This is a genomic window from Idiomarina solivarensis (assembly GCF_033052755.1).
In the GTDB taxonomy this organism is placed as follows: domain Bacteria; phylum Pseudomonadota; class Gammaproteobacteria; order Enterobacterales; family Alteromonadaceae; genus Idiomarina.
The window spans coordinates 140,023-153,743 of sequence record NZ_JAVFHZ010000004.1 but is presented as its reverse complement, the minus strand read 5'-3'; the positions used below and the strand labels follow the sequence as shown (position 1 = coordinate 153,743).

The window sequence follows — 13,721 nt, the reverse complement described above, 5'->3', positions numbered from 1 at the left end:
AGTCTCCTCCTGCCATCAGGCTAACATTAAACGAGCTTTGTTGATGCCTTCGAACAGCTTATCAACCTCGTCCAATGTATTGTAAATGGAAAATGACGCGCGCGCAGTACCCGGTACATTCAGGCGCTTCATTAATGGCTGCGCGCAGTGATCGCCGGTGCGAATCGCGATACCTTGTTTATCCAGCAAGAAGCCAATATCAGCCGGGTGTGCACCGTCTATAATAAAGCTTAGCACGCCAATTTTATTGGCTGCATGGCCAACAATGGTTAGGCCGTCCGTTTGCTCAGCTAATGTTGTCGCTTTTGCCAGTAGCGCGTTCTCGTGTGCCAGAATATCAGCGGTATCAAATTGTTGTAACCAATCAATTGCAGCAGCTAAGCCAATCGCGCCGGCGATATTCGGAGTGCCAGCCTCCAACCGGTTAGGTAACTCACCCCAGGTAGCGTCCTGATAGCTAACCGTCGCAATCATCTCGCCACCGACTAACCATACTGGCCAGTCTTTTAATACTTGGTAGCGGCCCCAGAGTACACCGATACCGGTAGGTCCGAATAGCTTGTGTCCGGAAAACGCGTAAAAGTCACAACCAACGTCCTGCACGTCAATAGGACCATGGGCAACGCCTTGTGCTCCGTCAATCATCACCAATGCATCTTTGGCCTTGGCTGCTGCGGTAAGCTCTTTAATTGGGTTAATAGTGCCCAGGGCATTTGAAATATGCGGCATAGAAACGAAAGCGGTCTTGTCACTTAGCAGGGCATGGAATTGCTCTATGTTGAGTGAGCCGTCTTCGTTAATGGGAACCACTTTTAAACTGGCACCAGAGCGTTTACACGCTTGTTGCCAGGTCACCAGGTTCGCGTGATGCTCCATTTCGGTAACCAGTACTTCATCACCGGCTTTTAGTCGTTGGGCAATTCCGTTGGCAACCAGGTTAATGCCTTCGGTTGTACCACTAGTCCAGATGACTTCTTCCTGACGGCTGGCGTGTATGTAGTCAGCCACGGTTTTGCGTGCGGCTTCGTAACGCCGAGTTGCTTCATCGGACAAGTAATGAGCGCCCCGGTGAACATTCGCGTTGCACTGAGTATAATAATCCGTCAACGCATTAATCACTGCCTGGGGCTTTTGCGTGGTGGCTGCGTTATCCAGATAAACCAGAGGTTTACCGTTCACCTGCCGGTGAAGTATCGGAAACTGCTCACGAATTTGTGCAACGTTCAGGCTCATTGCTTCTCCATCATGCTTTCAAACCGTGCTTTCAAAATAGGTTGCAGCCAGTCTGCCAACGCCTTATTTGGCATTTGGAAAACCATTTCCTGAACAAACCCGAAATTCAGCATAACCAATGCCTGTTGCCGGTCGATACCGCGTGTCAGCATGTAATACAAAGCTTCCTCATCGATTTCGGCTACGGTTGCGCCGTGGGCGCACTGGACATCGTCAGCGTATATCTCAAGCTCTGGCTTGGTATTGATTTGCGCACCACGGGTTAGCAGTAAGTTACGGTTATTCAGTTCAGCCAGGGTTTTTTGTGCATGGCGGTGAATATGAATGCGACCATTAAATACGGCTTTGGCTTTGTCGCCAATAATACCGCGAGCGTTTTCCTCTGTCGTTCCGTTAGGAGACGCGTGCTCTATGGTACTGTGCAAATCAAAATGTTGGCGTGGCGCTAGCAAATACACATTATTGAACTTGGCAAACGCGTGCTCGCCAGCGTGTTCAATATCCACATCTAAGCGCGTTAATTGGCTTCCATAGCCAATTAAAGTGCTGTTCATTTTGGCGTGGTCGTGAAGTTTAAAATGACTGCCACCAATATGAATGGCTTCGCCCTCGTGAAGCGCAAAGCGGTAATGCTCTAAACTTGCTTTTTCGGCTATATCGTATTCAGCAAACGCGGTGTTCAGGCTATTACCTGAGCCACTGCCGTGTTCGATAATAGTTGCCTGCGCGTTCTCACCCACACGCACCAGCGTACGCTGATGAGACTCGATGCCAGCAGACGCAAAGTTTACGATACGAATAGGCTGTTCGACTTTAGCACCGGCTTTAATATCAATGACAACGCCTTGCTGAGCTAATACGTCGTTGACCAGACCGAATAGATGGCGACTGGGCTTAACTTGTGCAAACAGTGCTTCTGCAGGCTCGCTGGGTGCTGCAAGTTCACTAATAGTGACCCCATCGGGCAGCTGAAGCTTGCTGATATCAGTATTGAGCTGGCCATCGACGAAGACCAGATCAAGGCTGTTAAGGCCTTCAATTAAAGGCGCTTCAGCCGTATTGTTGGCTGCGCTTGTTTTTAGCTGTAAGTCGGCAACAGGGTGCAAGGACGTATAGCGCCATGCTTCAGTACGGCGGGTAGGCCATTGCTGCTGCTTTAAGGTCGCCAGGGCTTGTGCCCGGACCGGAGATAGCCAATCGTCAACGGTCGAGGCACGCTCTAAAACGTGGTTTAACCATTGACTCATGCATCTGCTCCTTCTGCTTCGGCTTCCGCTAACCAGGCATAACCGGATGCTTCAACCTCTTTAGCCAGTTCAGGGCCGCCACTTTTCACAATCTTGCCTTTTGACAGAATGTGAACGTAGTCTGGTTGAATGTAGTCAAGCAAGCGTTGGTAGTGAGTAACGACGATGAAGCTGCGTTTACCATCGCGTTGGCTGTTGACACCATTCGCAACCACTTGCAAAGCATCAACATCGAGCCCGGAGTCCGATTCATCAAGAATGGCCAATTTAGGCTCCAGCATGATCAGCTGCATAATTTCGTTACGTTTTTTCTCACCGCCAGAAAAGCCCTCATTGACGCCGCGCTTTAAAAAGTCCAACGGCAGTTCAACTTGCTTGCATGCTTCTTTGGCTTTTTTCAGAAATTCGGCAGAACTTAAGGCACTTTCACCGCGTGCTTCACGCAACGCGTTAACCGATTCCTTCATAAATTCCATATTGCTAACGCCCGGAATTTCCACTGGGTATTGAAAAGCCAAGAACAGGCCAGCCTGAGCACGTTCTTCAACTTCCATCTCCAGCAGGTCTTTGCCTTCCATTTGAACGCTGCCGCTTTCTACTTCATAACCGTCACGGCCAGATAAAACATAACCCAGGGTACTTTTACCGGCACCATTAGGACCCATAATAGCGTGTACTTCACCGGGTTTTATTTCCAGATTCAGGCCTTTAAGAATCGTTGTTTCTTCTACACGTGCGTGCAGATCTTTAATAGATAGCATGTTTTACCCCACTGAACCTTCAAGACTGATTTCAAGCAACTTACCGGCTTCCACCGCAAACTCCATAGGCAGTTCACGGAACACTTCTTTACAGAAGCCATTTACAATCATTGAGACTGCTTTTTCAGGGTCCAGGCCTCGTTGCCGACATAAGAATAATTGATCGTCACTCACCTTAGAGGTGGTGGCTTCGTGCTCAACAATCGCGGTTGGATTGCTGCTTTCAATATACGGGAATGTGTGTGCACCGCACTGGTCGCCAATAAGTAGCGAGTCACATTCGGTAAAGTTACGTGCGCCTTCTGCACCAGGTCCCATGCGGACTAAGCCACGATAAGCGTTATTACTGCGACCGGCAGAAATACCTTTGGAAATGATGGTCGACTTGGTGTTTTTACCTAAATGAATCATTTTGGTGCCGGTATCGGCTTGCTGCTTACCGCGCGTTAAAGCAACTGAGTAGAACTCACCGACGCTGTTATCGCCCTTGAGAATACAGCTCGGATACTTCCAGGTAACCGCAGAGCCAGTCTCTACCTGAGTCCAGGAGATCTTCGCATTTTTCTCACACAGGCCGCGCTTGGTGACAAAGTTGTAAATTCCGCCTTTACCGTTTTCATCGCCGGGATACCAGTTCTGTACGGTCGAGTACTTAATTTCTGCGTCATCTAAAGCTACTAGCTCTACCACTGCGGCGTGCAACTGATTTTCGTCGCGCTGCGGAGCGGTACAACCTTCCAGATAACTTACGTGACTGCCTTCTTCGGCAACTATTAGCGTGCGCTCGAACTGACCGGTGTTCTGCTCATTAATTCGGAAGTACGTCGAGAGTTCCATAGGGCAGCGGACGCCTTTAGGGATATAGACAAACGAACCGTCAGTAAAGACTGCGCTGTTCAGCGCGGCAAAGAAATTATCGCCGCGTGGAACCACGGTACCCAAATACTTTTTAACCAGATCCGGGTATTTATGAAGAGCTTCGGAAATAGGGCAGAAAATAACGCCAGCTTCTTCCAGTTTTTCGCGGAACGTTGTTACCACGGAGACTGAGTCGAATACCGCATCAACGGCAACGCCCGCTAACATTTCCTGCTCATGCAGAGGAATACCCAGTTTTTCGTAGGTGCGCAGTAGCTCAGGATCAACCTCGTCTAACGACTTAGGTTTGTCTTTCATGCTCTTAGGCGCGGAATAATAGGAAATTGACTGGTAATCCACTCTTGGATAATCAACATGCGCCCAGTCGGGTTCTTCCATCTTAAGCCAAGTCCGATAAGCCTTTAAACGCCACTCGAGCATCCATTCAGGCTCTTCTTTAATGGCGGAGAGACGAGCAATAACGTCTTCGTCCAAACCAATTGGAAAAGTTTCTGACTCTATTTCTGAAACGAAGCCTGCATCGTATTTACGCGCAAGCGCCTGATCAATCTGTTCACTCATGATTTACCCACTCTAAAAGCTGCGGATGGGAATTTCGCCCGTTACTAGGCAATAGTATAAAATACCTGACTAAAACACTCAACTTTATCTGTTGACCGACATTATACGGGATTCCAGCCTTTTTGTCGCTTACTTCACCGACGGACGCTAAGGTTATCTCTTCTTTATACGGTTGGCGGGAATATTCAAAAATAGAACGGTTGTTACATTTTGTAACATGTTCTAGGCTGTAAAAACTTTCGGTACAAAAAGCAATCGTATATTATAAAGGGTCACATCATTCGTTGAAAAAATGTAATTTAAATAAACGATGTATCGAAGGTGTGTTTTAAGTTTAAGGGATGTTATGGCGCGTTTTACTCAGTTAGCTTTAATTGAACACCAACAGCGTACGCAAAACTTAGGGTTGCTTGCAGAATCCTTAGAAATCTCCGTTGTCCATCGCACCCTACCTGAGCTTATTGATAACCCTCCTGAACAAGAAACAATGGTGGCTTACTCACTCGGTTCAGAACAACTCTCCCGCTCAAACATTACCAATGAAATTGCTGCATTGACTAACACTTACCCACTGTTTTTAGTGAATGCGAAGAAGGACTCGATTCTCCCAAATCAGGCGTTAAACCTGGGAGCCAGAGGACTTATTTATGAAAATGATCACCTGGATAGGGTACTGACCGCCATAAAAGTGATTAGTCAGGGAGAACTGTATTACCCTCGTTCACTGCTTTCCGGTAAGATCGAAGAAATGATGCTGCGCCGGCAAGCTGGTGATGACTCCTTTACTACCGCCTCTCTTATCAATTCCTTAACACCGCAAGAGCTGAAGATTATTGAATTGGTCGCAACGGGCGCCCGCAATAAAGAAATTGCAGAGAAATTGAATATTAGTGCGCATACGGTAAAGACCCACTTGTCTTCTATTTTCCGAAAGACCGGAGCGCGCAACCGGGTGGAATTACTGAAATGGTCCAGTTACGCAACTTCGGTGTAACATTAAGTTAACTTTCAGAACGCCAATAACCCATTTGTTGTCCTTTCTCTATAAGCTCAACGAGCGCTTTCTCCATCGCGTGTTTTACTGATAACTGAACCGGTTCATTAGTAGAATAACCGCCTTCAAATTCAGCTAGACGGTTCAGAGAGACGTATCGGAAGAGGCCAGCGCGCAACTCTTGTGAAAACACTTTCTTGTTAGCTGATACCGAGAGCAGTACTTGCCCGGTATAGACATCTACTGCGCGGAGATAAATGGAGACTTGATCTTCCCGATAGAGCTCGGATAGCCCGATACCAAAATACTCAGCGCCGATTCCCCCGGTACTGACATTAGTGTCATAGCTGATAATTCCGCCTTCTAATAAGAGCCTGGCTTCACTTAACGGAGGAAGCTCTTTATTGTCACTGGAATTGTGGATCTTTCGTTCCGTCAGTAGATTTTGCAGATTTTCTCGTTCCATTGGCAGAAACCAACCCGATTCAAGCAGCATCTGTGTCAGCATCGATGTTGCTCCCTGGGTTACCGCTGTCGAAAAACTTGAAACATTCTCCTGCGGTTTGTATTGACCCGTTTGATCGCGAAATGCATAAACGGATACGGGAATGCGAGTTTTTGGTAAAGGGTTTTGCTTTAAGGACACCATCATTGAACTAGGGGCATCAATCTCTGCTGGTTTAACATTAATATCGGTCGGCTTAGGCACCAACGCACATCCAGTCATTACTAATGAGGCAATAATAGGAAGAACTTTACGCATTTTTATTCTCCCACTTATATTATTGGCATGGTGATAATGGTCTGCTCACCCGTTTCATTATGGGTGATATAGACAATCACGCTGCCATCAGGTTGACCAACGACTTCAACCGTATATTCCCCAGTATTATAGAGGCCTTCGACGATCTCACCGTCAGCAATACGACGTGTCAGTGAGTTAATGATATTTCGTTCTAGCGCCTCTCTGAACCGGTCAACAAAAGACCTGTCTGAATCGGGTGCTGTATGAGCATTCTGACTTTGAGCTTTTTGTAGTAAAAAATTTCCGTTTAACGGATTTCCGCCAAAACTTGGGTTGATTGGTTGATAAACAATTTCAGTTGCTGTTGCATTTGCTGCGACAAAAACACAACTGATGACAAGCCAACGTAATTTCATAGTCTTCGCCTTTAAAATGTATTGTTCTGCGGCGTATCAAATACGGAGTCTGCTTTTATGCGTGCGACTTCGTTAATACTGATAAGAATTGCTTGCTCGGCCAACTTTTTTACGTCGTTTTGACGCCGACCAAAATAGGTTTCAAATATTTTTTTGCGTTCCATCTCTACCCATAAACGGGTGCCTGCCTGCGGGTAAATTTGTTCGTGAATGACGACAGTAATCCCGTTAGTTGAAGGAATGTCACGCCAATAACTGGTGTAATAAAAGAAGAAGTCTTTACCGAAGCGAGATATGGTTCTATCTAACACCATTCCGCCAAGCTCGATTTCATCAGCTTGACTTATTGGGGTTAAAAGCAGCGCGAGTAATAGTATTTTTTTTAGCATAAAGAGTAAGAAAGCGGCTGCAAAAAGCAGCCGCTAACATAACAACTTAGTACTGGACAACAGTAGCGACGTTGTAGTCGCCTTGCTGATAGACGCTCATAACGTTACCGTTACTTGCTTGACCGCCGGTAACGACGTTGTAGTCACCAACCTGCTGTATATCAACGCTGCCGTTACTGCCTCCAACAACGAATGAACCTTCGTCGCCGGCAATAACGTTACTGTTACCTTCTTGGTAGAAGCTAATAAGGTTAGCATCGCCACCGATGATGGTATCGATTAAGTTGATGTCACCTTGCTGTTCAGAATCGATGGTATTTCCTGACGTTGTGCCAGCATCGTATGAGTAGGCTAATGTTACGTTGCCGTCACCCTCCTGACTAGACATAACATCGTTGTCGTCTCCGGCAATGACAATCTCTGCATTATTAGCATCACCGCGTTGACGGCTCTGAATGTCATTAGAAATGCCCTGCGCCGCTACACCATTGAAGTTATCATCACCTCGGCTGCTCACCATAATGTCATTTTGCTCGCCGTAAGATTCTCCTACTGCAATGTTGTTGTCGCCTAACTGCTCAAGCTCAACGTTATGCATGTCGCCTTCAGTTGCAAATACTGCGTAGTTATTATCACCGCGCTGATAGGCATCAATTAAATTGTCATTACCCACCATGCCGTTAGCGGCTTCAACAATGTTTGAGTTACCTTGTTGTTGCACCACGAGGAAATTAGCGTTCCCTTGTATCGGCTGAATTAAGAACTCGTTTGCTGAACCGTCTTGAAAGACATCAGCGAAGTTTTCGTTACCTTGCAAGTTCTCAGCAATAAAAATGTTGGAGGAACCAAACTGTTGGGCATAAACTTGGTTGTCGTCGCCATCGGCGCCAACCACGCCCGCTACGTTTCCATCGCCGCTTTGAATTGCTTCAAAGCTATTACGATCGCCTGTCGCATTAAAATAACCGGCTTCATTAAGTGAGCCAGACTGGTCACTCAGGAAGATATTGTCATTGCCACCGATTTGGAAGTTGCTCCAGTTGCTATCGCCAGATTGATAAATTTCCGCAGCATTATAGTCACCAGAAAGGTCAATGGATGCTTCGTTAGTTGCACCTGACTGTTCGGCAATTGCAGTGTTACCGTTGCCTTGAAGGACAATACCAATGGTATTTGAGGTGCCTTCTTGAAAGGCTGATAACCAGTTTTCGTTACCAACAACATCGGCATTCGAGATGTTCCAAAAACCCGATTGATCGCCCTCGACTACGTTAAAATCACCTGTTACGTAAGCGTAGGCTTCTTGCCAGTCGTCGAACTGGAGTAGTGAGGTGGTATTGCCTTCACCGTACTGATCTGCGTAAGCCCAATGCAAAAAACCGGCTTGCTCCACGTACATTTCGTTGCCAAGTTCAGTGGCACCGGTAGAGTCCTGGTTAACGACCGCAATGTGTGTATCGGCAGCAGCTCCACCGGCGAATGCAAGCGTTAGAGCAAGTGCGACAGCGCTTTTCTTAATGGTCATTTTAGACATGATTGTTCTCCATAATTATATTTATCAAAACTGCGTGATGGACATTTCTGCAGCAGAACCGGATTGTTGAATAGTGATGGCGTTGTTATTGCCAAGCTGTTGTAACTGAACGAGGTTGTTATCGCCCAGTTGCAAAATGACTGCTGAATTACCGCGTCCCGATTGTTCTGCCGTGACAGAATTATTGAACCCTTGCTGCTCCAGGCTAAGTGAATTTCCGAAACCTGACTGAACCAAATACGCATAATTTTGCTCACCTGACTGGATAACTGAAGTGAGGTTGTACGATCCGAGTTGAGCAATCTCTGCATGGTTTGCAAGGGCCTGCCGCTCCAGTAACCCTGCTAGTGCAACAGGTATGTCTTTTGCCACTCCGGGGAGTGAGACAAAGAGCAAAACCAGTGCTGCTAAAAGTTGTTTTTTGTAAGTCAAAGCGGAACACCTTTTGTTAATAATTCCGTTAACAAGAATAGGGCGTTGCTCAGCCTAAACAATCGTATGAAAGGGGTATTTTCAATTGATTATCTAGTGGGTTTTTGAATGTTAATATCTATAAATATCAAAGTTATATATATTTTTCTTCTTGCGTCAACACCAAACGGGCTAGTCCTTTCGTCGTATTTATAAGGTGAAAACTCAAAAATATATCTTTAGCGATACTATAACGTCAAAAATATGCTAGTTATTTTTTAGTGCTTTCACTTTTAGGCACGAAATACTTCGATAACAACAAAACAGAGGAAACAAAATGGCTAATATTAAAAAGTTAGTCATTGGTATTTCTATGGCGTTAGTCGCAGGCTCTTCAGTTGCGGCAACAGATAAGAAAGCTGATGATGATTCGTTGCTGGTCATGTTTAAACACTCAGTAACCAAGGAACAACGACAGGATTTAATCAGAAATGCAGGGGGGAGCTTACGAGCTTTAGATGACAGTGGTCGTGATTTGGCTATGCGACATATTGCTGATGGACGAATTGCAAAAGTTAGAGTGCGCAATGCGGCACAGCGTGATGCGCTCATAAAGCGTCTGTCTCAGCATCCGTTAGTCGAGGTCGCTGAACCGAACTATATTATCAGTATTAACGATCTTAAAGATTCACAATTTAATATTCTTGCGACCCCAAACGATCCTGGTTTTGGTGATATGTGGGCCCTGGAAAATACCGGACAAAGTGGTGGAACGCCGGGCGTTGATATTGATGCGCGTCCTGCATGGGATATTACTACTGGTGACAGCAACATCGTAATCGGTGTGATTGATAGTGGTGTTGATTATACCCACCCCGATTTAGCCGGAAATATGTGGGTTAACCCCGGCGAAGTTTGCGATAACGGTGAGGACGACGATGGCAACGGTGTCGTTGATGATTGTTATGGCTACTCTGCGGTCACCTCCACTGGCGATCCAATGGATCAGAACGGTCATGGGACTCATGTTGCAGGAACTATTGGTGCCAGTTCAAACAATAGTGCCGGGGTAGCGGGTGTTAATTGGGATGTGCAAATTATAGGCTGTCAGTTCCTTGATGCGGATGGCTTTGGTAGTACCGCAGCTGCTATTGAATGTATCGACTATATGACGAATTTAAAGGTCAATCATGGCGTTAATTTAGTGGCCACAAACAACTCCTGGGGCGGCGGTCCTTACTCAGAAACTTTGCGGACGGCGATTAGCGACAGCACTGACCAGGGTATTATGTTCATTACTGCCGCAGGAAACGACGGCATAGATGCTGATGTTACGCCAAGCTATCCTGGTAGTTATGATTTAGATGGTATTGTCAATGTCGCTAATACGACGCGTACAGACAGTATGTCAGACTCATCAACTTACGGCCTGGAATCGGTAGATTTAGGTGCGCCGGGTACAGAAATTCTCTCAACTTATCTGGATGGCGGTTATGCAACGGCGAGCGGTACCTCAATGGCGAGTCCGCACGTCGCCGGTGTTGCCGGTTTAATCTGGTCGATAGCACCTGACTTAACCATTGCGGAAGTTAAGCAAATTCTGATGGACTCGGGCGAGAGTATTCCTGCGTTATCGGGTAAAACCGTTTCTGGCAGACGATTGAATGCCCTAAGTGCTTTAGAAGCTTCCGATCCTGATCCAGCATTTCGCTTAACCCTTGCTCCTGCGATGCAGGAAATAGTGGCTGGCGACAGCACAACCTTAACTCTGGATGTTGGCAGTATTGCGGATTGGTCGGGTACCGTTGATTTAAGTGTTTCCTCCGACCCGCAAGTGGACGTTTCTTTGTCGGCAAATCAGGCTGGGCCAGGGGAAAGTGTTGATGTTCAGATGATTACGACGGACCAGACGCAATGGGGAGAGTACACCATAACCGTCACAGGTTCAGACGTTGAAACGGGTGAAATTACTCGTGAAGTCAGCTCTGCTGTGTATGTGTTGCCGCAAGGCCTGTCTGACTTCTATTACGAAGATACAGCTGGCGTTGATATCCCTGATGATGACAGTAACGGCATCACACGCATAATCAATGTGCCAGAAACCGGTATTGTATTTGGTGCTGATGTTAGTGTCGATATTACCCATACTTGGCAGGGTGACCTGATTGTCAGCTTAACATCACCGGAGGGAACAGAGCATGTGCTGCATGATCGTACCGGCGGTAGCGCGGACAATTTAGTCCAGAGCTGGTCTGTAGACAGCTTTAATGGTGAAAATATGTCTGGTGACTGGACATTGAATGTTTCAGATAATGCGGGTGCTGATACCGGCGTTCTGAATCATTGGTCGTTGACGTTATCCGCTGTTGAAGAGGAAGATGGTTTACCAGATGCCCCTGTTGCAGGCTTCGAGACTAGCGTTGATGATTTAACGGTAAGCTTTACCAATACTTCAACAGACAGTGATGGTGACATTGCTAGCTATTTCTGGGAATTCGGTGATGGAAGCACGTCTACGGAAGCAAATCCGATTTATGCTTATTCTGAAGCTGGCGTTTATGATGTGACGTTAACCGTTACGGACGCTGCTGAACTGTCAGATAATGTCACGCAATCGGTCAATGTGAGTATTACGGATATTGAGCTGAGCGTTTATCGTGCTACGCATTTACGTAATGACACAACCTTGGTTGATCTGCGTTGGACCGGAGCGGCTGGTGACGTTGATCTATACCGCGACGGAGAGTTCGTTGAAACGCTGAGTAACTCGGGCCGTTATCGCGACCGCTTTAAGTCGGACGGAAGTGATGTTGTTTATGAACTGTGTGAAGCTGGAACTCAAGCTTGTCAGTCAGCGACAGCAAGCTTTTAATGCAACATTGAATTAACAATTAATGTTGATGTATATTGGGCGCCGACGTTTTTGGGCGCCCTTTTTTTAGGACCACGGAAGATGAAAATCGCAAAAGGATTTACCTTAGTTGAGTTGATACTTGTTGTCGCCATACTGAGTATTATGGCAGTCGCGGCTTTACCTCAGTTTATTAATTTTTCATCAGACGCTGAACGGGGCCGAATAAAGGCACTCGCAGGGGCGTTAAAAAGTGCTACCGATATTGTCTATGCGAAAGCCAACGTAAAGAGTCTCCACGAAGCAGCGGTAACCTGTCTTGGCGGGAAGATAGATACGGCAACGGAAACCTGTCCGGATGGAGGATTATTAATTCACTTTGGTTATCCGGCCGCAAGCGAGAACGTACTTAAGCAGGTGATTACTTTGGATGATTGGGTGACATCCAGTGTTAGTGCTGGATTACCCGGCGGTATCCGAATTGCTGCTACAGATAAGGACATAACTGCGTGCTATGTACATTATGAAGAAGCGACCCTCGGTAGTGAAGCTGAAATAGAATTTAACACCGATGGCTGCTAGGCGATGGGCTTTGTCAGCGTTATACAGAGACACGGCTTAGCAAGAGCCGCACTCCGCTTTTTTGGAATAAAACCGCGCCGAGACATCCGGATGGGAGCGTTTCCTGCCCTTCATTACATTTTCTCCCACGTTATGTAGCAATGGGTTGTTCGGATCGCTGGTTGGCCCCTTGGCGTGCTTTGCTAACTTTGGAGGAAGCTTCAATACCGGAACTGATGCATCCAATTGGGCCGCCATGAAAAAGGCGGAAGAGTATCGGGTAATACCGGGTTTTGGGCTTGAGACCCGATGATTTGTCGCTTTTAAGTAACCGTTAGAGGCGAGCTCCAGTAGTTCACCAATATTGACCACAAACGCACCAGGACGAGGATCAACTCTATGCCATTGCTGCTGATATTCCACTTCCAGTCCACTGTTTTCGTCTTGCAACACTAAAGTGAGGTAGCCCGGATCTTTGTGTGCCCCAACGCCTTGCCCGGAAGATTCTGAGCTGCCGGGATATTTGATAAGCTTAGTGTGACGATAGGGACCTTTATCAACCGTTTTTGCGAGTGCATTGGCTGGCTGCCCTAAGCTTTCACATAATGCTTCTAATAGCTGCATTGACACTTCGGTTAGCTTATCCTGCCAGGTTAAAAGCTCTGCTTTCATAGCGGGCAGTTGCTGCGGCCATTGGTTAGGTCCAATAAGGTTTTGCCACTCATGGACCGTCGTTGAACGCTCCATTGCCGGTAATTCGTCCATAATATCAAATTGTTCGCGACGATCGCGTTTACCTGCTGTTAACTCCGAATAGTTAGCCGAGTACCCGCGGAAATGTGGTGAGTGAATCATTTGAACTCGCTCCTTCGCATCACCGTCAAGCCGGAAAAAGGCTTTGGTCATGTCCAATATTTTCACTTGCTCTGTCAGCGAAATTCCGTGGTCTTCTAAGTAAAAAAAGCCGACGTCACGCGCCGCTTTACCGAGCTCGGCAATAAAATCCTCACGCTCAGTGGCACTAAGATAGAGCTTTCGCATTGATAATACAGGTATCGGGCTTCTCATAACGGACTCAACTGGTTATTGCTGCGGTGGAGTTTACGCTGCTTGCTTGCGGCAACTGAAGAATCAAAATG

The 13,721-nt window shown here is 46.7% G+C and carries 13 protein-coding genes; 3 read left to right on the top strand and 10 right to left on the bottom strand.

Annotation, left to right across the window (positions count from 1 at the left end; genetic code table 11):
- Positions 1-15: 15 nt before the first annotated feature.
- From RBK99_RS08280 to sufB, 4 genes are read right to left on the bottom strand one after another with little or no spacing between them, the layout of a single operon-like run.
- A complete protein-coding gene (locus RBK99_RS08280; RefSeq protein ID WP_317504132.1) occupies positions 16-1,233 on the bottom strand; it encodes an aminotransferase class V-fold PLP-dependent enzyme in 1,218 nt (405 codons plus the stop codon).
- Positions 1,230-2,480: a Fe-S cluster assembly protein SufD gene (gene sufD / locus RBK99_RS08275; protein ID WP_317504131.1), complete on the bottom strand. Its 1,251-nt coding sequence runs from the start codon at positions 2,478-2,480 to the stop codon at positions 1,230-1,232. Before sufD ends, RBK99_RS08280 begins: the two co-directional genes overlap by 4 nt.
- Positions 2,477-3,241 (bottom strand): Fe-S cluster assembly ATPase SufC, encoded by a 765-nt coding sequence (gene sufC, locus RBK99_RS08270; RefSeq protein WP_317504130.1) that lies wholly within the window; start codon positions 3,239-3,241, stop codon positions 2,477-2,479. The genes sufD and sufC overlap by 4 nt, the downstream gene beginning before the upstream one ends.
- 3 nt (positions 3,242-3,244) lie before the next feature.
- On the bottom strand, positions 3,245-4,681 hold the full coding sequence (gene sufB, locus RBK99_RS08265; protein ID WP_317504129.1) for a Fe-S cluster assembly protein SufB: 1,437 nt from the start codon (positions 4,679-4,681) through the stop codon (positions 3,245-3,247).
- Positions 4,682-5,027: 346 nt separating this feature from the next.
- On the opposite strand from sufB, the gene RBK99_RS08260 reads away from it, so the two are divergent.
- Positions 5,028-5,675: a response regulator transcription factor gene (locus RBK99_RS08260; protein WP_317504128.1), complete on the top strand. Its 648-nt coding sequence runs from the start codon at positions 5,028-5,030 to the stop codon at positions 5,673-5,675.
- A 7-nt stretch (positions 5,676-5,682) separates the two neighbouring features.
- On the opposite strand, the gene RBK99_RS08255 is transcribed toward RBK99_RS08260, so the two are convergent.
- From RBK99_RS08255 to RBK99_RS08235, 5 genes are read right to left on the bottom strand one after another with little or no spacing between them, the layout of a single operon-like run.
- Entirely contained in the window at positions 5,683-6,438 is a 756-nt protein-coding gene (locus RBK99_RS08255; protein WP_317504127.1) for a CsgG/HfaB family protein, read from the bottom strand.
- A 14-nt stretch (positions 6,439-6,452) separates the two neighbouring features.
- Positions 6,453-6,836: a curli assembly protein CsgF gene (locus tag RBK99_RS08250; protein ID WP_317504126.1), complete on the bottom strand. Its 384-nt coding sequence runs from the start codon at positions 6,834-6,836 to the stop codon at positions 6,453-6,455.
- 11 nt (positions 6,837-6,847) lie between these two features.
- Positions 6,848-7,225, bottom strand: a complete 378-nt coding sequence (locus RBK99_RS08245; protein ID WP_317504125.1) for a curli production assembly/transport protein CsgE — start codon at positions 7,223-7,225, stop codon at positions 6,848-6,850.
- Positions 7,226-7,271: 46 nt separating this feature from the next.
- Complete coding sequence (locus RBK99_RS08240; protein WP_317504124.1) at positions 7,272-8,759, bottom strand: hypothetical protein; 1,488 nt, start codon at positions 8,757-8,759, stop codon at positions 7,272-7,274.
- A 24-nt stretch (positions 8,760-8,783) separates the two neighbouring features.
- The gene (locus RBK99_RS08235; RefSeq protein ID WP_317504123.1) at positions 8,784-9,191 is read right to left on the bottom strand and encodes a curlin subunit CsgB; all 408 of its coding nucleotides are present in this window, start codon (positions 9,189-9,191) and stop codon (positions 8,784-8,786) included.
- Positions 9,192-9,507: 316 nt separating this feature from the next.
- Here RBK99_RS08235 and RBK99_RS08230 point away from each other — a divergent pair, with 316 nt between their 5' ends.
- Positions 9,508-12,042: a S8 family serine peptidase gene (locus RBK99_RS08230; protein ID WP_317504122.1), complete on the top strand. Its 2,535-nt coding sequence runs from the start codon at positions 9,508-9,510 to the stop codon at positions 12,040-12,042.
- Between the two features lie 81 nt (positions 12,043-12,123).
- Complete coding sequence (locus RBK99_RS08225; protein WP_317504121.1) at positions 12,124-12,603, top strand: type II secretion system protein; 480 nt, start codon at positions 12,124-12,126, stop codon at positions 12,601-12,603.
- A 36-nt stretch (positions 12,604-12,639) separates the two neighbouring features.
- Here the strand turns inward: RBK99_RS08225 and RBK99_RS08220 are convergent, their stop codons facing one another.
- A complete protein-coding gene (locus tag RBK99_RS08220) occupies positions 12,640-13,650 on the bottom strand; it encodes an isopenicillin N synthase family dioxygenase (RefSeq protein ID WP_317504120.1) in 1,011 nt (336 codons plus the stop codon).
- Positions 13,651-13,721: the final 71 nt, after the last annotated feature.

What these genes read in the sequence shown, in the direction of transcription:
- RBK99_RS08280 (WP_317504132.1), bottom strand. Translation starts at nt 1,233, where the DNA reads ATGAGCCTGAACGTTGCACAAATTCGTGAGCAGTTTCCGATACTTCAC.
- sufD (WP_317504131.1), bottom strand. Translation starts at nt 2,480, where the DNA reads ATGAGTCAATGGTTAAACCACGTTTTAGAGCGTGCCTCGACCGTTGAC.
- sufC (WP_317504130.1), bottom strand. Translation starts at nt 3,241, where the DNA reads ATGCTATCTATTAAAGATCTGCACGCACGTGTAGAAGAAACAACGATT.
- sufB (WP_317504129.1), bottom strand. Translation starts at nt 4,681, where the DNA reads ATGAGTGAACAGATTGATCAGGCGCTTGCGCGTAAATACGATGCAGGC.
- RBK99_RS08260 (WP_317504128.1), top strand. Translation starts at nt 5,028, where the DNA reads ATGGCGCGTTTTACTCAGTTAGCTTTAATTGAACACCAACAGCGTACG.
- RBK99_RS08255 (WP_317504127.1), bottom strand. Translation starts at nt 6,438, where the DNA reads ATGCGTAAAGTTCTTCCTATTATTGCCTCATTAGTAATGACTGGATGT.
- RBK99_RS08250 (WP_317504126.1), bottom strand. Translation starts at nt 6,836, where the DNA reads ATGAAATTACGTTGGCTTGTCATCAGTTGTGTTTTTGTCGCAGCAAAT.
- RBK99_RS08245 (WP_317504125.1), bottom strand. Translation starts at nt 7,225, where the DNA reads ATGCTAAAAAAAATACTATTACTCGCGCTGCTTTTAACCCCAATAAGT.
- RBK99_RS08240 (WP_317504124.1), bottom strand. Translation starts at nt 8,759, where the DNA reads ATGTCTAAAATGACCATTAAGAAAAGCGCTGTCGCACTTGCTCTAACG.
- RBK99_RS08230 (WP_317504122.1), top strand. Translation starts at nt 9,508, where the DNA reads ATGGCTAATATTAAAAAGTTAGTCATTGGTATTTCTATGGCGTTAGTC.
- RBK99_RS08225 (WP_317504121.1), top strand. Translation starts at nt 12,124, where the DNA reads ATGAAAATCGCAAAAGGATTTACCTTAGTTGAGTTGATACTTGTTGTC.
- RBK99_RS08220 (WP_317504120.1), bottom strand. Translation starts at nt 13,650, where the DNA reads ATGAGAAGCCCGATACCTGTATTATCAATGCGAAAGCTCTATCTTAGT.